This window comes from Oerskovia enterophila, from assembly GCF_001692445.1.
Taxonomy (GTDB): Bacteria; Actinomycetota; Actinomycetes; order Actinomycetales; family Cellulomonadaceae; genus Oerskovia; species Oerskovia enterophila.
Map to the genome: position 1 here is coordinate 12,803 of NZ_MAQA01000047.1, position 24,303 is coordinate 37,105.

Below are 24,303 nucleotides of genomic sequence, written 5' to 3' on the forward strand. Positions count from 1 at the left end.
GAGGCGCGGGATGGCGGCGTCGCCGACGGCGCCGTCCCGCACCAGAGGTGCGCGGTTCAGCGCCCCGCCGGGTCGCCCGAGAGCTGGCCGAGCGCGAGCGCGATCTGCAGCACGAACGACTCGCGCGCGTCGAGCGGGTCCCAGCCCGTGATCTCGGCGACCTTGCGCAGGCGGTAGCGGACGGTGTTGGGGTGCACGTACAGGCTGCGCGAGGCGGCCTCGAGCGAGCGTCCGGTGCCCAGGTAGGCGGACAGCGTCTCGAGGATCGCGCCCGTGCTCTCGAGCAGGGGGCGGTACGCCTGGACCACCAGGGTGCGGCGGGCCGTGGTGTCGCCCGTCAGGACGCGTTCGGGCAGCAGGTCGTCGGCGAGCACGGGCCGCGGGGCCTGGGGCCAGGCGGGGGCCGCGGCCAGGCCCGCGAGCGCGGCCTGCGCCGAGCGTGCGGCGTCGTCGAGCGAGGGGACCGTGGGGCCGATCACCACGGGGCCCGGGCCGAAGCGGGGGAGCAGCGAGGCCGCCGCGGCCTGCAGGTCGCCCTCACCGCCCAGGACGAGGACCAGGCGGTCGCCGTGGATGCCCACGAGCGCGTCGCCCGCGGCACGGCGCGTCGCGCGCCGCAGCTCGGCCGTGCGCAGCTCGTCGAGCGGCGCGGTCGCGGTGCCCACCATGACCAGGACCGACCCGTGGCCGCCCCAGCCGAGCGCCGAGACGCGCGAGCGCAGCGAGTCGTCGCCGTCGCCGCGGATGAGCGCGTCGACGATGAGCGCCTCGAGGCGCGCGTCCCACGCGCCGCGCACCTCGGCGGCGCGCGCGTAGACCTCCGCGGCCGAGAACGCGACCTCGCGCGAGTAGCGCAGCACGGCCTCGCGCAGGTCACGCTCGCCGCCGGGGATCGCGAGCTGGTCGGAGTACGCCTCGACGACCTCGACCACGATCCGCACGAGCTGCAGCGTGTGCTGGAGCGAGATGGACCGGGTGAGCTCGGACGGGGCGGCCGCGAAGATCTCGCTCACGCCGTGCGGGGGAGAGGCCGGGTTGGCGTACCAGGTCACGAACGCCGTGATGCCCGACTGCGCGACCAGCCCCACGTACGAGCGGTCGTCGGCAGGCAGCGCGCGGTACCAGGGGAGGTCCTCGTCGAGGCGTCGGAGGGCGGCCGCGGCGAGCAGCCCGCTGCCGTCGCGAAGTCGCTGCAGGTTGTCGGAGTTCCCCGTGATCGGCACGCCCCGAGCATACGGCGTGGTTGTGGGGAGTCCACAAAACGGGGAACCATGACATGCGGTCCTCACGCGGCGAGGCGGACGGGAGCCGCTAGGGTCGATCCATGGCACTGATGCCCCGACTACGACAGCTCATGCGACGCCAGTCCTCGGCGTCGACCGTGGGTGCTCGTCGCCCCACCAGCGCCGACAGGCGAGGAGACACCGTGCACGAGGACGCGCTGCGCGCCATGCTCGTCGACGACCCCAACGACGAGCGGGCCTTCCAGGCGCTCGCCGAGATCGTCCGGCGGCGGGCGGCCGAGTCCCACGTGTCCGCGGACCCGCTCGCGGCCCCCGCGGACGAGAGCGAGAAGCAGCAGGCCGCGGACCTGGCGGTCTGGGCCCTCGCGGAGGAGCTCGCGGGGCACCCGCGCGGCTGGTACCCGCTCGTGGAGCTGGGCCGGCTCTCGCTCGAGGACGACCAGGAGGCGGCGCTGCGGCGGTTCGCGACCGCGGCCGAGCGCGACCCGTCGGGGCTCGCGCTCGCCGAGAGCATGGAGATCCTGCGCGAGGCGCACCTGCCGGTCGAGGCCCTGGGCCTGGGGGTGGGGCACTGGCGAGCGCGCGAGCACACGCCCGAGGCCGGGCGCCAGCTCGTCCTGGCCGCGATCGACGCTGACCGCATCTTCGAGGCCAAGCACCACCTTGAGGCCCTCGCGCTGTACCCGGACGCGGCGGTCGTCGCCCCGATCCGGCACGAGCTCACGCTCGCGATCGCGCACGCCGAGCAGCACCGCTCGGGCACCTAGGCCCGACGACGTCGCGTCGGCCGGGCGCCCTGCGCCCCCGGCGTGCGGCGCGCCCAGGCGTCTCCCGCCCCCGGACGCACCGACGGCGCCGCCACCTCTCGCGAGGTGAGCGGCGCCGTCGGGCACTGCGGTCCTGGTGCCGGTCAGACCGGCGCCGGGCGCGGGGCAGGAGCGATCAGGAGTCGCCGCCCGCGTTGCCGGACGTACCGGCCGTGACGTCCATCAGACGGTACTTCTCGATCGCCTGGGCCGAGGCCTCGGCCGGGACCTTGCCCTGCTTCGCGAGCTGCTGGAGCACGCGGACCACGACCGAGGGACCGTCGATCTTGAAGTGACGACGGGCCGCGGCGCGGGTGTCGGAGAAGCCGAAGCCGTCCGCACCGAGCACCGCGTAGTCGCCCGGGACCCACTGGCGCACCTGGTCGGGGACCAGGTGGTCGTAGTCGCTCGTCGCGACGAACGGGCCCTCGGCACCCTGCAGCTTGGCCGTCAGGTACGGCACGCGCGGCGTGGCGGCCGGGTTGAGGAACGCGTCCTGCTCGGCGGCCAGGCCGTCGCGGCGCAGCTCGTTCCAGCTCGTGACGCTCCAGACGTCCGCGGAGACGCCCCAGTCCTTCTCGAGGAGCTCCTGCGCCTCGAGGGCCCACGGCACGCCCACGCCCGAGGCGAGGATCTGCGCCTTGGGTCCCGACGCCTCGGAGACCTTGATGCGGTGGATGCCGCGCAGGATGCCCTCGACGTCGACGTCCTCCGGCTCGACCGGCTGCTGCATGGGCTCGTTGTAGACCGTCACGTAGTACATGACGTTCTGGTCGCGCCCGTCCGAGCCGTCGCCGTACATGCGCTCGATGCCGTCGCGCACGATGTGGCGGATCTCGTAGCCGTAGACCGGGTCGTACTGGACGATCGCCGAGTTGGTGCCGGCCAGCAGCGGCGAGTGACCGTCCGCGTGCTGGAGGCCCTCACCGGTGAGCGTCGTGCGCCCGGCCGTCGCGCCGATGATGAACCCGCGGGTCAGCTGGTCGCCGGCGGCCCAGAACTGGTCGCCCGTGCGCTGGAACCCGAACATCGAGTAGAAGATGTAGAACGGGATCATCACCTCGCCCTGCGTGGCGTACGAGGTGCCGACCGACTGGAACGCGGCCGCGGAACCGGCCTCGTTGATGCCGGTGTGCATGATCTGCCCGGCCTCGGACTCCTTGTAGCTCAGCATGAGCTCGCGGTCCACGGCGAGGTAGTTCTGGCCCTGCGTGTTGAAGATCTTCGCGGACGGGAAGATCGAGTCCAGACCGAAGGTCCGGGCCTCGTCCGGGATGATCGGCACGATGCGCTTGCCGATCTCCTTGTCCTTGATGAGGTCCTTGAGCAGACGGACGAACGCCATGGTGGAGGCGATCTCCTGGTTGCCCGAGCCCTTCTTGAGGATCTCGTACGTCTTGTCGCCCGGCAGCGTGACGGGGGCCGGCGCGGAGCGACGCTCAGGCACGTAGCCGCCCAGCTGGTTGCGACGCTGCTGCATGTACTGGATCTCCGGCGCGTCGGCACCCGGGTGGTAGTACGGGGGCTCGTACGGGTTGGCGTCGAGCTCCTCGTCCGTGATCGGGATGCGCAGCGAGTCGCGCAGCGTCTTGAGGTCCGCCAGGCCGACCTTCTTCATCTGGTGCGTCGAGTTGCGCCCCGCGAAGCCCGAGCCCAGGCCGTAGCCCTTGACCGTGTGGGCCAGGATGACCGTGGGCTGGCCCGTGTGGGCCGTCGCCGCCGCGTACGCCGCGTAGAGCTTGCGGTAGTCGTGGCCGCCGCGCTTGAGGGCCCAGATGTCGTCGTCCGACATGTTCTCGACGAGCTGCTTGGTGCGCGGGTCGCGCCCGAAGAAGTGCTCGCGGATGAACGCGCCGCTCTCCGCACGGTAGGTCTGGTAGTCGCCGTCGGGCGTGACGTTCATCAGGTTGACGAGCGCACGGTCCTTGTCGGCGTTGAGCAGGGTGTCCCACTCGCGGCCCCAGATGACCTTGATGACGTTCCAGCCGGCGCCGCGGAACTGCGCCTCGAGCTCCTGGATGATCTTGCCGTTGCCGCGGACCGGGCCGTCGAGGCGCTGCAGGTTGCAGTTGACCACGAAGTTCAGGTTGTCCAGGCCCTGCTGCGCGGCGAGCTGCAGCATGCCGCGGCTCTCCGGCTCGTCCATCTCGCCGTCACCGAGGAACGCCCAGACGTTCTGCTGGCTCGTGTCCTTGATGCCGCGGTTGTGCAGGTAGCGGTTGGTCCACGCCTGGTAGATGGCCGAGGCCGGGCCGAGGCCCATCGAGACCGTGGGGAACTCCCAGAAGTCCGGCATGAGGCGCGGGTGCGGGTAGGACGGCAGGCCGCCGCCCGCGTGCGACTTCTCCTGGCGGAACCCGTCGAGCTGGTCGGCCGAGAGGCGACCCTCGAGGAACGCGCGGGCGTAGACGCCGGGGCTCGCGTGACCCTGGAAGTAGACCTGGTCACCGCCGCCCGGGTGGTCCTTGCCGCGGAAGAAGTGGTTCAGGCCCACCTCGTACAGCGTCGCGACCGACGCGTAGGACGAGATGTGTCCACCGACCCCGATCCCGGGGCGCTGGGCGCGCGTGACCATGACGGCCGCGTTCCAGCGGTTCCAGCTGCGGTAACGACGCTCCATGGCCTCGTCGCCGGGGAAGTACGGCTCCTCGTGCACACCGATGGTGTTGACGTAGGGCGTGTTGATGGACGTGGGGATCGCGACGTTGCGCTCGCGTGCTCGCTTGAGCATGTTGAGCAGGACGTAGCGCGCGCGAGGGCCGCCACGGTCGTCGATCAGTCCGTCCAGGGACTCGACCCACTCGCTCGTCTCAGCGGGGTCGATGTCCGGTACTTGGCTGAGCAGACCGTTGATCAGCGGTCCTGTCTCGTCAAACGAAGCCACCAGCAACCTCATATCTCGTTCGGAGCGGTATTCGGATTGAATCACGGCGCGGTACACCGTGCCCGCTCTCCTCCAGCCACTCCTGCGCAGCGAGAGCAGTCGCTGGTGGCGACTGTGCCCTCCACACTCTCGGGTGGTCGAACCATTCTGTTACCCCGCAGCCCGGAAGTCACACCACAAGGGGGTCAAGGGAGCGTGATCCTCACGACACAGGAGGGTGTGGGTCGGGTGCAGACGGTGCGGAGGAGGGGATCGAGCGGGGTGCGGCGGTGCTCCGGGAGCCCCTCGTGGGCCCGACGGCGGAGCCCGGCCCGGTCGGTCGAGGCACGTTCGCGCGCGCTCTGACGTTGTGCCGAGTGCGGTTCCCCGCAACACTGGGCTTCTGCGCTGGTGGACACGCCGCACGAAACGCCCGTCCTGCTGAGGCATGCGGGAGTGCCGTGGGCTACCTTTGCCAAGCAGGGCACTGATCATCAAGCAGTACGAAGAAGGGAAAGAGACACAAGTGGGAGCGACGACGGACCCCCAGGGTGCAGGACGCCTGGGGTTCCTCTCTGGCCATGTGGTGCAGGAGTTCGGTTGGGGCGAGGACGTCGACGACGACCTGCGCGCCGAGATCGAGGAGCTCGTCGGCTCCGAGCTGGTGGACGAGGACTACGGCGACGTGACCGACGGTGTCGTCGTCTGGTGGCGCGAGGACGACGGCGACCTGGCCGACATGCTCGTGGACGTCCAGACCGTGCTCGACGACGGTGGACTCATCTGGATCTTCACGCCCAAGGCGGGCCGCGACGGCCACGTGGGCCACAACGACCTCCAGGAGGCCGCGACGACGGCCGGCCTGCACGCGACCAGCACGTTCGCGATCGCGCCGGACTGGTCCGCGACGAAGCTCGGGACGCGTGGCCGTGGGCGCTGAGGCGCCCGAGCTCACGGTCCGGACCGGCGACGTCGCCCCGGACTTCACGCTGACCGACACGCACGGCACCCCGGTCCGTCTCTCGGACCTGCGCGGCGGCCCCGTCCTGCTCGTGTTCGTGCCGTTCGCCTTCTCGGGGACGTGCACGAGCGAGCTGTGCGAGCTCCGCGACAACATCGAGGACTTCGAGACCGCGGGCGTCACGCTCTTCGCGATCTCGTGCGACCCCGTGTTCTCGCTCAAGGCCTGGGCCGCGCAGGAGGGCTACACGTTCGGGCTCCTGTCCGACTTCTGGCCGCACGGCGAGGTCTCGCGGCAGTACGGGGTGTTCGACGACGAACGCGGCCTCGCGATCCGCGGCAGCTTCCTGATCGACGCAGACGGTGTCGTCCGGTGGTCCGTCGTGAACCCGCGCGGGCAGCGCCGGGACCTCGCGGGGTACCAGGCGGCGCTCGCGGAGCTCTGACGCGCACCCCCTCGACGGGCGTGCCGCGGCCCTGAGCCGCGGTGCGCCCGTTCGCGCGTCGGTCGACCGGTGAGCCGCGTGACCGGTGGGACGAACGACCGGGTGCGACGGGCGACCGGTCCCACGGACCGGGGTCGACGGGTGACCCGGCGTTATCGGCCTGCGGTGGCCGTGCGTCGTCGGGCGGGCGATGCCCGATCTGCGGCTGATGTGCGAGGCACGGCCGGCGACCCGGTAGGCTGTGCACCGCTGTTCTGGGGCCTGTAGCTCAGTTGGTTAGAGCGCCACGCTTACACCGTGGATGTCGGGGGTTCGAGTCCCTCCGGGCCCACCCAAGATTGGATGTTCAAACCCGCGACGTCAGCGGGTTTTACGTCCTCTCCCGCACGCAGCTTAGCCTCGAAGGTCGATGCAGCGGCGTGGAGCGACGGGTCGAGCAGCGTGTCGAAGGGCTCCCCTGGGTCGGCGTCCACGATGTCGCCGCCGTCGTCCAGCTCGTAGACCTTGATGCGGTCAAAGAACGCTTGGTTGCAGATGCGTCGTAGCGAGTCGTCAATGCTCATGTAGATCGCGTGCATGTCGCCGGCGAGGGCCAGGCAGTCTTCCAGGTGGGCCCTGGCCTGGTCGTACTCGATCTGGCCGGCGTCGATCCGTGAGTCAAGGAACGCGAGCCGGCGGGCGATGCGGTCCTGTTCCTCATTGAGAAGGTCCAGCGGTACGGCTCCGGCGTGGTGGGCGTGGAGCAGGCTTCGCCGTTCGTCGCGGAGCTTGTCGCGCTCCACGGCGAGGGTGTGTCGTTCGGCCTTGCTCGCCGCGTGGAGGTCATCGAACTGACGGGTGAGCATGTGGCGTAGCGCGGTGATGATGTGCTCGGGAATCTGCACGCTCCGGTAGTAGTCCTCCACCTTCTCCTCGCTGAGACCGAGACGCAGAAGATCCACGCCGCCCGTGCGCATGCAGCAGTTGACCGTGCTCGGAGCCTCACCGGCGCTGAGCGACGGCCACAGGAGTCCACGGGTCGAACAAGACCAGGGCGGGCGGGCCTTGCGCTGTAGCCCTCGCCAGCAGGTCGAGCTGTGCCGCTCCTAGTCTCAAACCTGCGTCGGGTATCATGAGAGTGGGCAGTCTGGACTGCCTGTCTCCGAGTTTGAGTCCCCACGCGACGAAGACGCCGAGGACAACCGCCGATGCGGGATCCAGAGAAGCAGCACCTGTTGGTTCGAGATCTCTCTCATGTCACAGGGCTGGTAGGCGTGGGGTGCACAGCCCGGAACAAGAGATTGAGATGACTCCCAGCGATAGCACTCCGACTCGCGCGCTCCAGCAGGATGCGCGGGCCTGGTCCACCTTCACCGGCACGAAGTACACCGCCGCGCTGCGGCAGATGAGTGCCCCGCTGGCCCAAGGGCTCCTCGGCCCACGGGTCAGCGCACGGCGGCTCATCGCTGCCCTCAGCGATCACGAGCTGGTCGGCTCAGATGGCGGCGCTCCCGTCTTGGGCGAGAACGGCGTCCGTTCGGATTCGCCATGGCGCTTCGATGGCAAGACCGACTACATCCAGCTCGCGCTCATCACAGACATGCTCCGGATGTTCACACCCGTCTCGGGCACCTCGACCCCTGAGGTCGGCAGTTACTCCTTGAAGCACACCGCGGAGTGGTTCCTCAGCCCGCACTGCTCCTATGTGTCCAACGGCCGATTGATCTGGGCAGCAGCAGCCCTTGGGCTCCCGATCACGGACCCGGACGGGTATGGTCCGAACCTCCTGATCGGCGTTTCCGAGCGTGAGCACGACTACGTGCGCCGCATGGTCGGTACTGGGCAGACCCAACCGCAGGCCGACCATTACCGTCCCGCCGGGTACGAGCACCTCCTGGCCGCGCTCGCGCAGGCAGCCGCCGGCGAATTCTTCACCGAGAACTGGGTCCGTCCGGAGCCGGTCATCGAGTCTGCTCCGTTCCACGACTGGCTCGTTCAACAGGTCGGCCGCAACGACGTCGTGGGCGACCTCGCCGACGACTACTCGGCTGGCGTCCGCGACAGCGACCACCGCGTCGCTCGCACCGCAGGCGAGCTCCTGGCGATCTTCCACGAGGTCTCTCACTCACCGTCGGCCTACGACGCCGTGGTCACCTCGATCGCCGAGTGGATGCAGGCGAAGCCTTCCCCGGCGCCCATTCGCACCGAACGGATTAGCGGTGACGCACACGACCACGGCGGTTGGGGCGCTGGTGCCGGGACGGTAGAGCGCTACGAGTTCATCTGCCCCTGTGGGGGCGGGGCAATCGTCGAAGAGCACGACAGCGTCCCGGGCTTCCGCGAACACGACGTGCGGATCTTGTGTGACAAGTGCCGCGCGGAGTGGCGCTTCGCTGAGGGCAGGAGCGTACGGGACTGGGCTCTGGTGCCCGTGGCAGCGCGCCTCGCCGCATAGACGACAAGAACGAACCGTGCGCCGCACCGAGCCGAAGCGAGTCTGGCTCGGTGCGGCGCTTGCGGGGAGCCGCGACTACGCCGACTCGTCTCGGGCAGGCGGCTGAATCATCAGCACGTTCGAGACACCGCCCTGGTTCACGCAGTCCTGAGCGAGGTCGTGAACGTGCCAGTAGAAGTCCAGGTCGGCCTCCGCCGAGTTCACGGTGGTCTCGACCGGTGTGTAGCGGTGCAGCGGGGTGGAGACGCCGCCGTAGGAGTGGCCGAAGTTGTCCACCGTCAAGATGCTCAGAGACTCGGAGCCGACCCACTCAATCCCCACGCGCACGTCGTACTCGTCGTTGCCCGTCGCCGCGGCGGTCGCGCGGATGAGGGCCATGAGGTCAGCGACGCCACACTCGACCGCTGCCGACTGAATCTGGGAGCCCCCGAAGTATCCGTCGCTACTCGAGCGGTGGCCACCGACCGCGGCCGCGAGCGTGACTGATCCGTCGTGATGGAGACTTGCCCACGCTTCCCTCCACAGCGATCGATCGTCTGTCGCGGTGTTGACGGCAACCCAGCGACGTAGCCCCGGTCGCGGATTGTGCCGGTCAACGTTCTCCAGCGGATGCACGCCGCCACGTCCGGCATAGAACAGGGCCAGACCTTCGGCCTTGGTCAGCACATCGCGCGCGCCGTCGCGCGTCAAGCGTTCGTGGAGCCGAGGGACACGGGGGTGGGCGACTGCGACCAGCCAGGCGCGCTTGTCGGAATCCCTGCCTGCTGCGGCCTCGCCGTACAGGGAATCCAACGCCTCGGTCGCGTGCCGACGCTCGTCGAACCGAGCTCGGTACATCGCCTCGATCTGGCGTTCCTTCATCCACACAGTGTCGGAGTCGTTGCGCACCGGAGCGCCGAAGTAGTCGTTGCGGTAGATCAGGTGCGGTCCGTCGACGCTTGCCGGTACTTCCACGACCACAGCGCGGGTGCCCTCCGTTCCGAGACGATGCACGTTGAGACCGAAGATTGGCGGCGAGATAGCGGTGATCGCGGCGGAGCGCAGGGATCGTTCATAGGCCTCATCGAACTCTCCGACATCGACCCGATCTGTCGCGGCCTTCTGCGACTCACGTACACCGAACACAATCACGCCGCCGCCACTGTTCGCCATCGCCGCGACGTCCTTGGGAAAGTCCGTCTGCGGCAAACCCTTCGCCGGCGGCAACTCTGACTTCCAGTCCAAGTCGTTGGTCTCCACGACGCCGCTGCTCACCGCCGCATCGAGCAGGTCATCCGTCAGCGGTCCAGTAGCGACCCCGAGGGCGCGATGCAGAGCGGTGAAAGTCATGTTCCCAGAGTAGAGATCGCCAACGACAACTGGTGGCGCGGTCGACTGGCGGCTACCCACAGGGCACGCGTCTGCCGGGGCGCGGATCGGGCGATGCCTGACTTACGCTCGAACGTCCGCTCACCGCCGGTTGCGGGCGGGTCAAGGAGCGCCCTCACGTCGGCCGTATCGGCGACGAGGGAGGCGACGCCTTCGCGCAGGAGCCGATGCGCGCCCGCGCTGGCCGCGCTGGTCACGGGGCCAGGCACCGCCCCGACCGGACGGCCGAGCTGCGGGCTCCCACCGGGCTGGACGGCGGACGAGCCGGCTGCCGCGACCGTTCTCCACTGACAGCAACGGTGCGTGTCGGTGGCTTCTCCTACTGTGACGTCCGACGCCGCGCCGACGGAGCGCGGCGGCCTCCGGACCCGGTCCGGCGGCCTGGACGAGACGGCGGGGACACGTGTTCGAGAAGATCAAGGGTTGGCTCCAGGGAGACCACGACGGTGCGGTCGAGGGCGGCGGGACGTCGCTCGGGGTCGACCGAGCACAAGATGCGCGGCACACGAAGCCTTCCGCTCGGCTGATCGACGGACTGAAGATCCTGGACGCGGACACCCCCGGTCTCGCGGCCCGTGCCGTCGCCTACGTCCACACGGGCGAGGGACCGGAGCTCGTGACCGAGCTCTCGCAGCGTGGCGACGACTCGACGGACCGTCTGCTCAACCGGCCCGCGACGCTGGGCGTGTGGACCTACACGAGCCAGGCCCAGGACAAGGCCATCAAGGAGCACGTGCCCGGCTGGAACGTGGACAAGAGCACGACGGCTCGCGGCAACCTCTACACGCTCACCGAACCCGTCGCGATCGACGCGCTCGTCCGGCTCGGACGGCTCCTCGCGGCCGTCTCGCCCGACGTCTCGCGCGCCTCGGACCGGCTTCCTGCCTGGTTCGCGGCCCTGCTGACCGACGTCGCCAAGACGTGCGGCGACCGTCGCACCCGGGGCAAGGGGGGCAAGCCCGGTATCCGCAGCGCATGGACCCCCGAGCTGCTGGTCGCGATCCTGCGCGACGGCGGCGTCGCCGAGGCGAGCATCCCGGCCGCCGTCGTGGCGGCGATCTTCGACCGTCCTGTCACGGCCGACTACTACGGCGACCCCCTCGCGGTGTTCGCGGCGCAGCCCGGCGTCGAGGACTACCTGGTCGCCCATCACGCCGAGGTCGTCGCTCTCGCTCCGCTGCTGCGCGCGACCGGCAAGGTCGAGCTCCTCCAGTTCCTGCGCGCCCAGCCCGCGGCGCGTGACGAGTTCGTCGGGCTCGTCGCCCAGCTCGCGACGGACAGCGCGAAGTCGGTGCGCGAGGAGGCCGCAGGCAACCTCGCGGCCCTGCCCGCGGCGCGTCAGGTCGAGCTCCTCGAGCCGCTGCTCACCACGATGCCCGCGGGCCGCCTCGCGGGCCTCGTGACCCACCTCGTGGGCGTCGAGGGCGGCATCGACGCGCTGCGGCGCGCGCACGCCGCCGACGGCCGCGGGGCACGGGGGACGCTGCTCTCGAACGCGCTCGAGCGGGCCACGGCCCTCGACGTCGAGACCGTGGCCGCCGACGAGCCCCTCGTCCTCCCTCCCTTCACGCCCCTGCCCGACGCCGAGCTCGGGGAGCCGTTCGTGCGCTCGGCGCGCGACGCGGTCGACCGTCGCCTCGCCGCGGCCCGCAAGGAGCTCGAGGACCTCGAGGCCCTGCCCAAGGCGGAGGCCCAGGGCTGGCGCCTCACGCACGCCCGGGGCGCGGTCAAGGACCTGTCGGCCATCACCGACGACCACCTCCGTCAGGTCGCGCAGTACCTCTCCGGCGCCCTGACCAAGGTGCCCCCGCGCACGGTGCTCGTCGAGCTCCAGGCCCCCGCGATCCGCAACCGCCTCGAGGGCCTGACCATGCTCCACGACATCCGCTTCGCACGCTCGCACGGCGGGGGCCGGCAGCGGTACCCCTGGTACCAGCTCAACGCCACGGCCGACCTCGCGATGGACGTGCGGATCCTGGCCGACGGCGTCGAGCGCGCGGGCGTCCAGGACTCCGAGGTCGCCGTCGCGGAGCTCGTGTTCGACTCCTGGTTCGCCCGGGAGACCTTCGCGCCCGAGCACCTGTGGCCCTACTACGCCGAGCACCCGGCAGCGCTCGAGACCCACCTCGGCCTGCGTCCCCCGACCAAGGTGGACAGCTACAGCCGCTCCGAGCGGCTCGAGGTCGCGCTCACGATCCTCGGCGGCTTCCCCACGCTCCCGAACCGCTACCTCCCACGCCTGGCCGAGCTGGCGCTCGGAGACGGCAAGACGCACCGCGTCGCCGCGCAGAAGGTGCTCGAGTCGCACGCCGGTGCGCGAGACCTCGCCGAGCAGGGGCTGCGTGACGGCAAGACAGAGATCCGAGTCACGGCCGCCGTCTGGCTCCAGCGCCTGGGCGACCCGGCCGCGATCCCGGCGCTGCGTGCCGCGCTCGCCAAGGAACGCCGCGAGGTGGCCCGAGCGGCGCTCCTCGGTGCGCTCGAGGCGCTCGGCGACGACATCTCCACGGAGATCGCTCCCGCGACCCTGCTCGCCGAGGCCACCAAGGGGCTCAAGGGCAAGGCTCCTGCGAGCATGGCCTGGTTCCCCGTGGACGGGCTGCCGCAGCTGCGGTGGGCCGCGGACGCCCAGCCGGTGCCGGCCGAGGTCGTGCGGTGGTGGGTCGTGCTCGCGGTCAAGCTCAAGGACCCCAGCGGGCTCGGCCTGATCGCCCGCTACGTCTCGCTGCTCGACGACCAGAGCCGCGCGGCGCTCGGCCGGTTCGTGCTCGACGCGTGGATCGGTCAGGACACACGGGGCCCCTCCGCGGAGGAGAGCCGCGCCTATGCCGACCGCGAGGCCCAGCAGCGCTACGACCGCTACCAGCACTGGTACAAGCAGCACCCGCAGTACTACGAGGCCGAGGCGTCCAGGACGGTCGACCAGCATCACCAGGACGCGTTCCGCGAGCACCAGGCCAACTACCTGGGGTCGGCCATCAGCGACAAGGGGCTGCTCGCCCTGACCGTCGGCATGCCGGGTACGGACCTGTCCCGTGCCGCCCAGCAGTACCTCAAGGCGCACAACACCCGACGCGCGCAGATCGAGGTGCTCGTCCGGGCGCTCGCGGCCAACGGCGACCCGGCGGCCATCCAGCTCCTGCTGTCGGTCGCGCGCCGCCACCGGCAGGCCACCGTGCAGGCGACCGCCCAGGCGCTCGCCCAGGACCTGGCCGAGCGGCGGGGCTGGTCCGCCGAGGAGCTCGCGGACCGCACGGTGCAGACCGCGGGCTTCGAGGACGACGGGATCCTGCACCTGCACCTCGGGGCACGCGAGTACACGGGACGCATCACGCCCACGTTCACGCTCGAGCTCACCAACGAGGCGGGCAAGGTCGTCAAGGCCCTGCCCGCGGCACGGGTGGACGACGACGCCGAGCAGGTCAAGGCCGCCAAGTCGCAGCTCTCCGCGAGCCGCAAGGAGCTCAAGGCCGTCGTCGCGCTGCAGACCCAGCGGCTGTACGAGGCCATGTGCACCGGACGTGAGTGGCCCGCCGCCGACTGGCAGGAGTTCGTGCTGGGGCACCCGATCATGTCGCGGCTCGCGGCCGGTCTCGTCTGGCTCGAGAACCCCGGCCCCGACCAGCGGGCGTTCCGCCCGGGCGACGGGGGAGTGCTGATCGACGTCGACGACGAGGACGTGACCCTCGCCGACGGCGCGACGGTGTCGGTCGCGCACGGCGTGCTCCTCGGCGAGGACCAGGCCGGTCGCTGGCGCGAGCACCTCGCCGACTACGAGATCAAGCCGCTGTTCGACCAGCTCGAGGTCGCGGTCCCCGTCACCGACCAGAAGGCAACATCGATCGCGGACCGCAAGGGCTGGCTCACCGACAGCTTCACGGTGCGCGGCCGGGCGACCAAGCTCGGGTACTCGCGCAGCCAAGCGGAGGACGGCGGATGGTTCTCGGGCTACGAGAAGGCGTACCCGAGCGTCGGTATCACCGCGATCATCGAGTTCACGGGCGCGTTCCTGCCCGAGGAGAACATCCCCGCGGCCCTCACCCAGCTGGTCTTCCGGCGCACGACGCGGGCCTACGGGCAGAGCGCCGAGGCGCGCCTGGCGGACCTGCCGCCCGTCCTGGTCGCGGAGTCCTACCGCGACTACCTGACCGTCGCTGCCGCCGGCAGCTTCGACGCCGAGTGGGAGAAGAAGAGCGCATGGTGACCACACCGACCGCCGCACCGAGCGGCACGCCCCCGGTCCTGGACCGCGAGGCGGCGCAGGAGATCCGCCCGCCCGCCGAGGTGCGGTTCGCGCACGAGCTCGCGGCCCTCGAAGCGGCCGACCGGGCGCGTGGCGCAGAGCTGCCGCCCGGCTGGCGGCTCAGCCCGCGGGCCGTGCGCGCCTTCGTCGTGGGCGACGCCGAGCTCGGGGTGCGCCGGAAGTTCTACGGCGACGACCCGCTCGTGGACCGTGCCGTCGTGTCCCTGCTGGGACGCCAGGGCCTCATGCTCGTGGGCGAGCCCGGCACCGCGAAGTCGATGCTGTCCGAGCTGCTCGCCGCCGCGGTGAGCGGCACGTCGAACCTCACGGTCCAGGGCACGGCCGGCACCACGGAGGACCACATCCGGTACTCGTGGAACTACGCGCTGCTCATCGCCGAGGGGCCCAGCGAGCGCTCGCTCGTGCCGTCGGCCGTCCAGCAGGCCATGAGCGCCGGGAAGATCGTCCGGTTCGAGGAGATCACGCGCTGCGCCCCGGAGATCCAGGACACCCTGGTCTCGATCCTCTCCGAGAAGCAGCTCATGGTCCCCGAGCTCGGGAGCGAGGCGAGGGTCTCGGCCCGGCCGGGGTTCAACGTGCTCGCGACCGCGAACCTCAAGGACCGGGGCGTCCACGAGATGTCGGCCGCGCTCAAGCGACGGTTCAACTTCGAGACCATCAAGCCGCTGACGGACCGCCAGTTCGAGATCGACCTCATCGAGGCGCAGCTGACCGCCGAGCTCGGTGCGCCCGCCGACCGCCCTCCGCTCTCGCGCGACGTCCTGGACGTGCTGGTCACGGCGTTCCAGGACCTGCGGACCGGCTCCACGAGCAACGGAGCACCCGTCAAGCGGCCCGAGACCGTGATGTCGACGGCCGAGGCCGTCAACGTCGCGGTCGCGGCCTCGCTCGAGGCCCGGTACCTCGGCGACGGCACCGTGACCCCTGCCGAGGTCGCACGCCAGCTCGCGGGCGTGGCCTCGAAGGGCGACGAGGAGGACGCCCGTCGGCTGCGGCACTACGTCGACAACGTCGTGCGCGAGCGGGCGCGGCGCGACCCGCGCTGGAAGTCGTTCCTCTCGGCGGCGGAGTCCCTGTGGCAGTAGCACCCGGGCCGGTGCGGGCGGCCTGGGGGCTCGCACCCGAGCGGATGCAGCGTGCGGTCGCCGGCGTCGAGCAGCTGCGTGCCGAGGGCATCTACCTCGCCCCGGTGCGGCACCACAGCCCGGCCTGCGCGCTCGCGGTCGAGGCGCTCCTCGACGAGGTCCGCCCCGCCGTCGTGCTCGTCGAAGGGCCCGAGGAGTACGGCCGGCTCCTGCCCGCGCTGCTCGACCCCCGCACGCGCCCGCCCGTCGCCGTGCTGAGCCTCGGGATCGACGGCAAGGGGGCGGGGTTCTACCCCCTCGCCGAGTTCTCGCCCGAGTGGGTCGCGCTGCGCACGGCCGACCGGCTGGGAGCCGAGGTCGCGTTCGTCGACCGGTCCTGGGCCGCGCGCGAGGCGGCCGTCGCGTCGGGTGCGTCGGACGCGCCCGACGCACCTGACGCACCTGACGCACCAGGCGATGCCGAGGACGACGCGTTCGCCCGGACCCTGCAGTCCGAGCGGAACCTCGCGCACTCGCGGACGGTCGCGGCCATCGCGGAGCGGCTCGGGTGCCGCGACCACGACGAGGTGTGGGACCACCTGTTCGAGGCGCGCACGCGCGAGCAGCCCACGGACTGGCGCGAGCTCTTCGACGACGTCTTCGCGTGGGCCGCGCTCGCGCGCCTGGACTACGAGGAGGAGGTGCTCGACGCCGACGGGTCGCTCGCGCGCGAGGCCCTCATGTCCGCCCGCGTCGCCGAGCACCGGGCGCGGGTCGAGGGGCCCGTGGTCGTCGTGACCGGCGCGTTCCACACGCTCGCGCTCGTCGAGGCCCTCACCGGGGCGCCCGAGGGCGGGGCGGTCGTGGACCGGCGGCCGGCGGGCGGCTACGGCGACCCGGCTGCGGCCGACGCCTGGCTGATCCGCTACGACCACGAACGGCTCGACGGCCTGCGAGGGTACGGGGCCGGCATGCCCTCGCCCGGCTACTACGAGCGCCTCTGGGCCGCCCATCGCGACCCCACCGGGCCCGCGGCGCTCAGCACCGCGCTGCTCGTCGACGTCGCGGCCGCCGCCACGACCCGTGGCGCGCAGGTGAGCTTCGCCGAGGTCGCGTCGGCGGCCGAGCAGGCGCGTCGTCTCGCGGACCTGCGCGAGCGACCGTGGCCCGGGCGCACCGACCTGCTCGACGCCCTCACCTCGTGCTTCGTCAAGGACGACGGCGGGCTCGACCTGGGCCTCGGGCGTCCCCTGGGGCAGGCGGTCGCCGAGGTGTTCGGAGGCCGGGCACTGGGTGAGGTCCCGCCGGGTCTCGCGTCGCCCCCGCTCGTCCAGCGCGCCCGGGAACGGGCCGAGGCGCTGCGGCTCGTCGTGACCGACTCGACGCCGCGCCGCACGAGGCTCGACGCGCGGCGCACGCCCCGGCACCGCGAACGCCGGGCGTTCCTGGCCCTCACGGACTTCGTGGGGAGCGGTTTCGCGCACCGGGTCTCGGGTCCCGACCACGTCTCGGGTCGCGGCCTCGGCCTGCTGGTCGAGGAGTGGGAGTACGCCTGGACGCCGCTCGTCGAGGCCTCCCTGGTCGAGCTCTCGCACCACGGCGCGACGCTCGAGGCCGTCGCGGTGCACCGCCTGCACCGGCTCGAGCACGAGCTCGCGACGACCGGCCGCTCGGCCCTCGGGGTCGCGCGACTCGTGGCGCAGGCCGTCGTCCTGGGCCTCACCGACCATCTCGACCGGCTCGTCGCGCTGCTGCGGTCGACGCTCGACGTCGACCCGTCGCTCGAGTCGGTCGTGGGCGGGCTGCACCGCCTCGTCGACCTGTGGGACGCGCGCGTCGAGCTCGGCCTGGACGGGCACGCGCCCGAGCTGCTCGACCTGGTGGACCACGGTCTGGCGACGGCCGCCTACCTGGTCCCCGGCCTCGGGAAGGTCGACGCGGACGCGGAGCCTGCGGCCGTCGGGACGCTCGTCTCGCTGCGCGACCTCCTGCGCGAGGTGCACCGTGCGGGTGCGCTCAGCACCGTGCCCGACGGCGTCGCGCGGCCTCTCGCGGACGCGCCCGAGGCGGGCGGCGCACCGGCCTCGTCCGCGGCAGGCGGTGCGCCGACCCGTCCCGGGGCAGGCGGCCCCGTGCCCGTGCGCCGCGAGCTGACCCGCCTGCGCGAGGATCGCGCGACGGCGCCCGGGGTGCGGGGAGCGCTCGTCGCGCTCGCGTCGGTCGACGACTCGCTCGGCGACGACGTCCTGGTCGCCGAGGTGCGCGCCCAGCTCAGTCCCGGCGCGGACCCGGTCGCCGCGGTCCGCTTCCTCGGCGGGCTGCTGCGCGCGGCCCCCGACCTCCTGCTGCACACCCCCGAGCTGTTCGACGCGGTCCACGCCGGGCTGCGCGACCTCGACGAGCCGGCGTTCCTGGCCGTCCTGCCGGACCTGCGCCGCGCCTTCACCTGGCTCAAGCCCGCCGAGACGCACCACCTCGCCCAGCAGGTGGCCGATCGCACCGGTACGCGCGCCGAGCGGATCGACGTGCACCTGACGGCGACCGAGCGGGACCTCGAGGTGGGCCTCGCGCTCGAGCGCGAGCTCACCGCGATGCTCGACCGCGACGGCCTCGGTGCCTGGGGCGGCGGGACGCGCCGCGAGCCCGTCGGAGCACCGGCCGCGGCCGGTGCAGCAGGCCTCGACGGCCCTGTCGGCCCCACCGGCTCGCCCGCCGACCAGGTGCTCGACGACCAGGGCGACCACCACGACCTCCAGGAGAACCACCCGTGACCGACCCGCACACCGGGCGTGCCGACCCCCACCTGGGCCGAGGCGCCCTCGCACCCGTGACCGATCGTGCGGGAGGGGCAGCGACCAGCCAGGTGACCGACCAGGAGGCCGCTCGTCGCTGGCGGCTCGTCCTGGGCCGCTACGCCGCCCAGGAGCTCCAGCAGGGGCCGGGCGACGCCGGGATCGAGCGCGCACTGCAGTACCTCTACGACCGTGAGTACGTCGAGCGTGGTCACCGTCTGGGCAAGCAGCCGGGCGCTCGCGGCGGCGGAGGGAGCCTCGACCCCTCGGCGCTCAAGGCGCTCGACTGGCTCGGCCAGGCACGCACGCTCTTCCCGCGCGAGACGTTCGAGCGCATGCAGGTCGACGCGGTGAGCCGCTACCGGCTCACGGAGCTGCTCGCCGACCCGACCGCCGCCGAGGCCCTCGAGCCCAGCCGTGAGCTCGCGACCGCGCTGCTGCAGGTCCGCGGCCGGCTCGACGATCGCGCCGCGGCCGGGCTCCGCACCGTGATCGCGCGCGTGGTCGAGGACATCGTGCGACGCCTGCGCCCCCAGTTCGCGACCGCCCTGAGCGGCCGCAAGGACCGGTCGCGCCGCTCGATGCACAAGGTCAGCCAGAACTTCGACGGCAAGCGCACGCTGCAGGCCAACCTCTCGCGCTACGACCCCGAGTCCGGCCGGTTGATCGTCCAGGACGTGCGGTTCGTGTCGAGGGCGCGACGGACCCTGACGTGGGAGGTCATGCTGCTCGTCGACCAGTCGGGCTCCATGGCGGCCTCGCTGCTCTACAGTGCGGTCTGCGCGGGGATCATGTCGGCCCTGCCCGGGATCTCGGTGCGGCTCGCGGTGTTCGACACCAGCGTCGTCGACCTGTCGCACCTCGCGCACGACCCGGTCGCGGTCCTGCTCACGGCCCAGCTCGGAGGGGGCACCGACATCGCCAAGGCCATGCGCTACGCCGAGCAGCAGGTGACGAACCCGAGCCGCACGGTCGTCGTGCTCGTGAGCGACTTCGAGGAGGGCGGGTCGGTGGCTCAGCTCCTCGCGTCGGTCCGGCGGCTCGCGGAGTCGGGCGTCCGGCTGCTCGGCCTCGCGGCGCTCGACGAGTCCGCCGAGCCGGTCTACGACCAGGGCACGGCCCGTCGTCTGGCCGAGAGCGGCATGCACGTCGCCGCGCTCACGCCCGAGCGGTTCGCCGAGTGGCTCGGGGAGGTGCTCGTATGACGCCCGCGTGGTTGGCCGTGTTCGCGGGGTACGACGACGCAGCGCTCGTCGCGCTCGGCAACGCGGGCCTCCTGCGGCGCGCCCGCAAGGACCTCGTCGGGGGCGAGGTGTCGCTCGCGTCCGAGTCCCCGGACGAGGTCGTGGTCGCCTGCGGGTCCGCGGTGGTCCGGCTCGGGCCGAAGGGTCCGGTCGCGGCGTCGTGCTCGTGCCCGACGGCGGGCGTGTGCCAGCACGTCGTGGCCGCGTGCCTCTGGGCCCGCGAGCACCCGGCGGGCCCGGCACCCGAACCCGGCGTGGACGACGCCGGTCCTGGGGCTGCGGCGGCGGACCGTGGAACGGACGGCGGCGATGGCGACCCTGCGGGCCCCGGACCCGGCCACGGCCCCGGCCCCGGACCCGCCAAGACTGACGAGGCTGCCAGCCCTCTGGCTGCTCTCCTCTCCCTGAGCCCGGCCGAGGTGTGCCGGGCGGCGGGCAAGGTGGCCGTGCGTCGGGTCGTCGAGCGTCTGCCGAGAGTGCTCCTCGCGGGAGTCGCGGCGGAGGGGAACGGCATCACCGACGCGTGCGACCTCGTGGTCGACGGCGCACGGCTCACGATCTCGTGGCCGATCGGTGGCCTGGCGCGCCCGGCCACCGGCGGCGCGAGCGACGGCCGTGCCACGGTACCGGCCGGGCCGTCGAACGTCGTCGTGTTCGTCGCCCCCGCGGGTTACGGCGGAATGGTCGTCGCAGGGAAGTCGACCGCCGCCGACCAGGCCGCCGCCCGGCTCGAGGCGGTCGTCCGGGCCTTCGCCCGCGAGGGACGCTCGTGGTCGTGGCCCCACGAGATCGAGGTCGAGCGCTCGGGTGAGCTGACCACCGCCCAGCGGGCGGGGATCGAGGAGGCGAGCGCCGTCGTCGGGCACGCGGTCGATGCCGGACTGTCCCACCTCGGGGCCGACGCCGCCGACACGCTGCGTGGCGCGGCCGGACGTGCCCGGCTCGTGGGCCTGCTCCTCCTCCACCGGCTCCTGCTCGTCGCCGCAGGGCTCGTCGACGGCCTCGCATCGCGCGACGACGACGTGACCGAGGCCGACGCGCTGGGCGCGCTCGCCGAGGCCTGGGCGCTCGCGGCCGCGCTCCGCGACGCCCCCGCCGGGGCCCTGCCGGACCTGGTCGGCGCTCCGGCCCGGCGCGCCCGCGGCGCGGCGGACGACGAGGGCGAGGAACGCCCCGGACGCCTCGTGCCGCTCGGGGTGCGGTGGTGGCGGGCAGCGAGCGGGGCGCGCGGCATGACCCTCACGGCCTGGGACCAGGAGCACGGCGTGGTGCGCACGGCGACGGCCGCACGCCCCTCGGGGGCAGACCCGGCCTTCCGCCGGGACGTGGAACTGCCGATGCTGTGGGGGTCCTCGGTCGCGAGCGTCTGCGCGGGACCGTTCACGCTCGACGCCCCTGAGACCCGCCCCGACGGGACCCTCAGCGTCACCTCGCGCACGCGGCGCGTGGGCGACGGGAGGTTCGACGTCGAGGAGCTGCGCACCGTCGCCGACCGGCTCCGGGACTCGGCGACGACCGGGACGGTGGGCTTCGGTCGCGCGGCCCGCCGGGTGCGCCTGGTCATGGTGCGCGAGACGGGAGCGATCGGGGTCGAGGAGGTGCGGCGCGAGGTCACCTGGCCCGTCACGGCGGCCGACGGCGGCACGCAGGTCCTGCGCGTCGCGGTCGACCAGGAACGGAGCGTCGAGGCGCTGCTGTCGGTCGTGGCGTCGCGCCGACCGGTGGTCGCGGTCCTCGTCGAGCGCGAGCCGGGCGGGGGAGCGGACGAGCCGGTAGGCATCTTCCTGCGCGACGGCACCGGGGGGATCGAGCTCTTCTCCCCCTCGATGTCGCCCGTGTACCGCACCGCGCCGGGCTGGACCGCAATGCGTCGCCTCACGGCGCGGATCGCCGCGCTGCGCAAGGGGTCGACCACGCACGTCGCGGAGCCGGTCGACCGGGGGCCCGTGGTGCGCGTCTGCCAACCCGCGCTCGAGGTCGTCGACTCGCTCGGGGCGACGGGCCGTCGCCGCCTCACGGGATGGCAGCACGAGGCCCTCACCGCCCGTCAGCGCCTCGCGGGGGACCTCGGGATGGCGACCGTCGGACGGTCCCTCGCGGACCTGCTCGCCGACCCCACGACGGAGAACGTGCTGCGGGCGCGGTTCGTGCTCGGGCGGGCGCTCGCGCTCACGGGATGACGGACCCGGGCCAGGGGTGCGCTCGTCGGCCCGGGAGAGCGACGGGGCCTGCGGACGGTGCGACGAGGAGTGTCAGACCCGCACGGCAGACTCTGCGTCGTGTACTCGGTCCCGCTCCGCACGTCGCCCGCCGACCCGGGCCTCGTCGACGTCCAGGACCTCGACGCCCGCGGCGAGCCTCTCGCCCCGCCGCGCACCCACGCGCCCTGGCCGGGGCTGCTCGCGCGCGAGCCGGACGGTCGGAGCGGCGAGCCTTCCCCGGCCCCGGTGACCCGCTGGGTCTGGGACGACACCAACCTCTGGTACCCGGCAGCCCTCGCAGCGGGCCGACGGGTAGAGCGCGCGCACGACCTGCGGCTGTCCCGCGCGATCCTGCGCCGCTCGACGCTCACGGTCGGCACGCCGCTCGCACGCGCGCCGCGCGACGCGTGGGACCAGATGCACCCCGTGCCCACCGCCCCCGTCCCGGGGCTCGACCGTCCCGACGCGCTCTTCGACCTCGGCGACCGGCGCGCCGTCTCCCCACCCGACCCGGTCGGGGAGCTGCACAGGCAGCTCGAGGCCGTCGCGACGTCGTCGGGCGCGGGGCGGCTGCGGCTGCTGCTCGCCGCGGAGTCCGCGGGCGCCCTGGTCGCCGCCGAGATGAGCCATGCCGGGCTGCCGTGGCGTGAGGACCTCCACGACGCGATGCTCACGGGAGTCCTGGGGACACGTCCGCCGCTGGGCCTGCGCCCGGCCCGCCTCGAGGCGCTGGCCGAGCAGGTCCGGACCGCGCTCGACGCGCCGGCCCTCAACCCCGACTCGGGACCCGAGCTCCTCAAGGCCCTCGAGTACGCCGGGGTGGGCGTGAAGTCGACCCGCAAGTGGGACCTCGAACGGGTGGACCACCCGGTCGTGGCCCCGTTGCTCGAGTACAAGAAGCTCAGCCGCCTGCTCACGGCCAACGGCTGGAACTGGCTCGACACCTGGGTGCGCGGCGGGAGGTTCCGGCCCGAGTACGTCGTCGGGGGAGTCGTCACGGGGCGCTGGGCCGCGAACGGCGGGGGAGCGCTCCAGCTCCCGCACCAGGTCAGGTCGGCCGTGGTCGCGGACCCGGGCTGGAAGCTCGTCGTGGCCGACGCGGCTCAGCTCGAGCCCCGCGTCCTCGCGGGGCTCTCGGGAGACCTCGTCATGGCAGAGGCCGGGCGCGGCGGCGACATGTACCAGGGCATCGTCGACGCGGGCGCGGTCGAGACGCGCGCGCAGGCCAAGATCGGGATGCTCGGCGCCATGTACGGAGGCACCACGGGGGAGAGCGGACTCATGCTGCCGCGCCTGGCCAAGGCGTTCCCCCGGGCCCTGGAGCTCGTCGAGCAGGCCGCGCGCGCGGGCGAGCGCGGCGAGATCGTGACCACGCGCCTGGGGCGGAGCTCGCCCCCGCCGGGGTCGGGCTGGGAGGAGACGCAGGGCGGCGCGTACGACGAGTCCGCGTCGAGCGACGCCCAGTCCCGCGCCCGCAGCCAGACCCGCGCCTGGGGCCGCTTCACCCGGAACTTCGTCGTGCAGGGAACCGCCGCGGAGTGGGCGCTGTGCTGGATGGCCTCGCTGCGCGGGCGGCTCGCCGCGATGCCGCAGGCCCGGACCCCGGGCCGGGCTCCCGCCCCCTTCACCGAGCAGCCGCACATGGTCTTCTTCCTGCACGACGAGATCATCGTGCACGCCCCTGCCGAGCTCGCCGAGCAGGTCGCGGACGAGATCCGGGCCGCGGGCACCGAGGCCGGGAAGCTGCTCTTCGGCGACTTCCCGGTCGACTTCCCGCTGACGGTCGCGATCGTCGACGACTACTCGCAGGCCAAGTAGGCGGCGGGCGCTCACGGACGTCCCAGGACCTGGCGGACGACCGGTCAGAGGTCGGCGCGCGGTTCGCCGCGGTACGTCCCGATGGACCAGAGGTTGCCCTCGGGGTCGGCGAGGACCAGCTCACGGCTGCCGTAGTCGGTCTCACGGAGCGGGGTGAGGATCGTGGCCCCGGCGCGCGTCGCCCGGTCCTCGATCTCCTCGACCCCGACGCCGCTCCCGGAGTCCCCGGCGACCACGTACCCCCCGAACGTGCCGGGCTGACGGGACCACTCGCCGTCGGGCTTGTGAGACCCCAGCATGATCCCCCCGCCGGGCGGCCAGTCGAGCTGCGCGTGCGCGACCCGCCCGTCCTCGTCGGTCATGACGGTGTTGCGCCGGAAGCCCACGACGTCGACGAGGAAGTCGATCAGCGCGGGCGCGTCGTGCGCCTGGAGCGTGGGCCAGACCTGTGCCTGAGGTGTTCTGTCGGTGTCCATGCCTTCAGCCTGCGCGCGGGGCACCGCCCCCGGCTTGGATGTTTGCGCGTTCCTCGACCAACCATGCCGTGGGGCTCAGGCCCGCGAACGCGTGGAAGTCCCGCACCAGGTGGGAGTGGTCGGCGTAGCCGGTGCGCACGGCGATCGCCGTGAGGTTCGGGCCCGACGGCGCCAGGGACCTCGCGCGGACGGCGTCCCGGGCAGCGTCGAAGCGGACCAGGCGGCAGGCGGCTCCCGGGCTCAGGCCGAGCTCTGCCGTGAACAGCGACGAGAGCTGGCGGGTGCTGAGCCACACGTGCGCGGCGACCTCGGGCACCCGGACC

At 72.6% G+C, this 24,303-nt stretch carries 16 protein-coding genes and 1 tRNA gene; 12 read left to right on the plus strand and 5 right to left on the minus strand.

Annotated features, from left to right (window positions below; translation table 11 throughout):
* Positions 1-56 precede the first annotated feature (56 nt).
* A complete protein-coding gene (locus tag OERS_RS16120; RefSeq protein WP_056651050.1) occupies positions 57-1,223 on the minus strand; it encodes a PucR family transcriptional regulator in 1,167 nt (388 codons plus the stop codon).
* A gap of 101 nt (positions 1,224-1,324) precedes the next feature.
* On the opposite strand from OERS_RS16120, the gene OERS_RS16125 reads away from it, so the two are divergent.
* Positions 1,325-2,011, plus strand: coding sequence for a hypothetical protein (locus OERS_RS16125; protein ID WP_068626980.1), 687 nt, complete (start codon positions 1,325-1,327; stop codon positions 2,009-2,011).
* A gap of 175 nt (positions 2,012-2,186) precedes the next feature.
* On the opposite strand, the gene aceE is transcribed toward OERS_RS16125, so the two are convergent.
* A complete protein-coding gene (gene aceE, locus OERS_RS16130) occupies positions 2,187-4,934 on the minus strand; it encodes a pyruvate dehydrogenase (acetyl-transferring), homodimeric type (protein ID WP_068626982.1) in 2,748 nt (915 codons plus the stop codon).
* 505 nt (positions 4,935-5,439) lie between these two features.
* Here aceE and OERS_RS16135 point away from each other — a divergent pair.
* From OERS_RS16135 to OERS_RS21815, 5 genes are all read left to right on the plus strand, one after another.
* Entirely contained in the window at positions 5,440-5,853 is a 414-nt protein-coding gene (locus OERS_RS16135; protein WP_056651057.1) for a DUF3052 domain-containing protein, read from the plus strand.
* Positions 5,843-6,319, plus strand: coding sequence for a peroxiredoxin (locus OERS_RS16140; RefSeq protein WP_056763783.1), 477 nt, complete (start codon positions 5,843-5,845; stop codon positions 6,317-6,319). The genes OERS_RS16135 and OERS_RS16140 overlap by 11 nt, the downstream gene beginning before the upstream one ends.
* Before the next feature lie 257 nt (positions 6,320-6,576).
* A tRNA-Val gene (locus tag OERS_RS16145) sits at positions 6,577-6,650 on the plus strand.
* Between the two features lie 397 nt (positions 6,651-7,047).
* Complete coding sequence (locus OERS_RS22300; protein WP_282956072.1) at positions 7,048-7,173, plus strand: hypothetical protein; 126 nt, start codon at positions 7,048-7,050, stop codon at positions 7,171-7,173.
* A 431-nt stretch (positions 7,174-7,604) separates the two neighbouring features.
* On the plus strand, positions 7,605-8,753 hold the full coding sequence (locus OERS_RS21815) for a hypothetical protein (protein ID WP_211268498.1): 1,149 nt from the start codon (positions 7,605-7,607) through the stop codon (positions 8,751-8,753).
* A gap of 75 nt (positions 8,754-8,828) precedes the next feature.
* Here OERS_RS21815 and OERS_RS16155 read toward each other — a convergent pair whose 3' ends face one another.
* A complete protein-coding gene (locus OERS_RS16155) occupies positions 8,829-10,082 on the minus strand; it encodes an AlbA family DNA-binding domain-containing protein (RefSeq protein ID WP_068626984.1) in 1,254 nt (417 codons plus the stop codon).
* Positions 10,083-10,524: 442 nt separating this feature from the next.
* Between OERS_RS16155 and OERS_RS16160 the strand changes: the two genes are divergently transcribed.
* The 6 genes from OERS_RS16160 (at position 10,525) to OERS_RS16185 (ending at position 23,504) form a co-directional block, all read left to right on the plus strand.
* Positions 10,525-14,325 carry a DUF4132 domain-containing protein gene (locus OERS_RS16160; protein WP_068626985.1) on the plus strand — a complete coding sequence of 1,267 codons (3,801 nt, stop codon included), beginning with the start codon at positions 10,525-10,527 and terminating at the stop codon, positions 14,323-14,325.
* Positions 14,319-15,470 carry an ATP-binding protein gene (locus tag OERS_RS16165; RefSeq protein ID WP_083201542.1) on the plus strand — a complete coding sequence of 384 codons (1,152 nt, stop codon included), beginning with the start codon at positions 14,319-14,321 and terminating at the stop codon, positions 15,468-15,470. The genes OERS_RS16160 and OERS_RS16165 overlap by 7 nt, the downstream gene beginning before the upstream one ends.
* Positions 15,461-18,220 (plus strand): DUF5682 family protein, encoded by a 2,760-nt coding sequence (locus OERS_RS16170; RefSeq protein ID WP_139107890.1) that lies wholly within the window; start codon positions 15,461-15,463, stop codon positions 18,218-18,220. Before OERS_RS16165 ends, OERS_RS16170 begins: the two co-directional genes overlap by 10 nt.
* Positions 18,217-19,446: a VWA domain-containing protein gene (locus OERS_RS16175; RefSeq protein ID WP_211268499.1), complete on the plus strand. Its 1,230-nt coding sequence runs from the start codon at positions 18,217-18,219 to the stop codon at positions 19,444-19,446. The genes OERS_RS16170 and OERS_RS16175 overlap by 4 nt, the downstream gene beginning before the upstream one ends.
* On the plus strand, positions 19,443-21,665 hold the full coding sequence (locus tag OERS_RS16180) for an SWIM zinc finger family protein (protein WP_068626989.1): 2,223 nt from the start codon (positions 19,443-19,445) through the stop codon (positions 21,663-21,665). Before OERS_RS16175 ends, OERS_RS16180 begins: the two co-directional genes overlap by 4 nt.
* 99 nt (positions 21,666-21,764) lie before the next feature.
* The gene (locus tag OERS_RS16185; protein WP_068626991.1) at positions 21,765-23,504 is read left to right on the plus strand and encodes a bifunctional 3'-5' exonuclease/DNA polymerase; all 1,740 of its coding nucleotides are present in this window, start codon (positions 21,765-21,767) and stop codon (positions 23,502-23,504) included.
* A 44-nt stretch (positions 23,505-23,548) separates the two neighbouring features.
* Here the strand turns inward: OERS_RS16185 and OERS_RS16190 are convergent, their stop codons facing one another.
* On the minus strand, positions 23,549-23,980 hold the full coding sequence (locus OERS_RS16190) for a VOC family protein (protein ID WP_068627001.1): 432 nt from the start codon (positions 23,978-23,980) through the stop codon (positions 23,549-23,551).
* Between the two features lie 4 nt (positions 23,981-23,984).
* Positions 23,985-24,303: helix-turn-helix domain-containing protein (locus OERS_RS16195; protein ID WP_139107891.1), on the minus strand; the 319-nt coding region annotated here is incomplete at its 5' end.

What these genes read in the sequence shown, in the direction of transcription:
- OERS_RS16125 (WP_068626980.1), top strand. Translation starts at nt 1,325, where the DNA reads ATGGCACTGATGCCCCGACTACGACAGCTCATGCGACGCCAGTCCTCG.
- OERS_RS21815 (WP_211268498.1), top strand. Translation starts at nt 7,605, where the DNA reads ATGACTCCCAGCGATAGCACTCCGACTCGCGCGCTCCAGCAGGATGCG.
- OERS_RS16155 (WP_068626984.1), bottom strand. Translation starts at nt 10,082, where the DNA reads ATGACTTTCACCGCTCTGCATCGCGCCCTCGGGGTCGCTACTGGACCG.
- OERS_RS16165 (WP_083201542.1), top strand. Translation starts at nt 14,319, where the DNA reads ATGGTGACCACACCGACCGCCGCACCGAGCGGCACGCCCCCGGTCCTG.
- OERS_RS16180 (WP_068626989.1), top strand. Translation starts at nt 19,443, where the DNA reads ATGACGCCCGCGTGGTTGGCCGTGTTCGCGGGGTACGACGACGCAGCG.
- OERS_RS16190 (WP_068627001.1), bottom strand. Translation starts at nt 23,980, where the DNA reads ATGGACACCGACAGAACACCTCAGGCACAGGTCTGGCCCACGCTCCAG.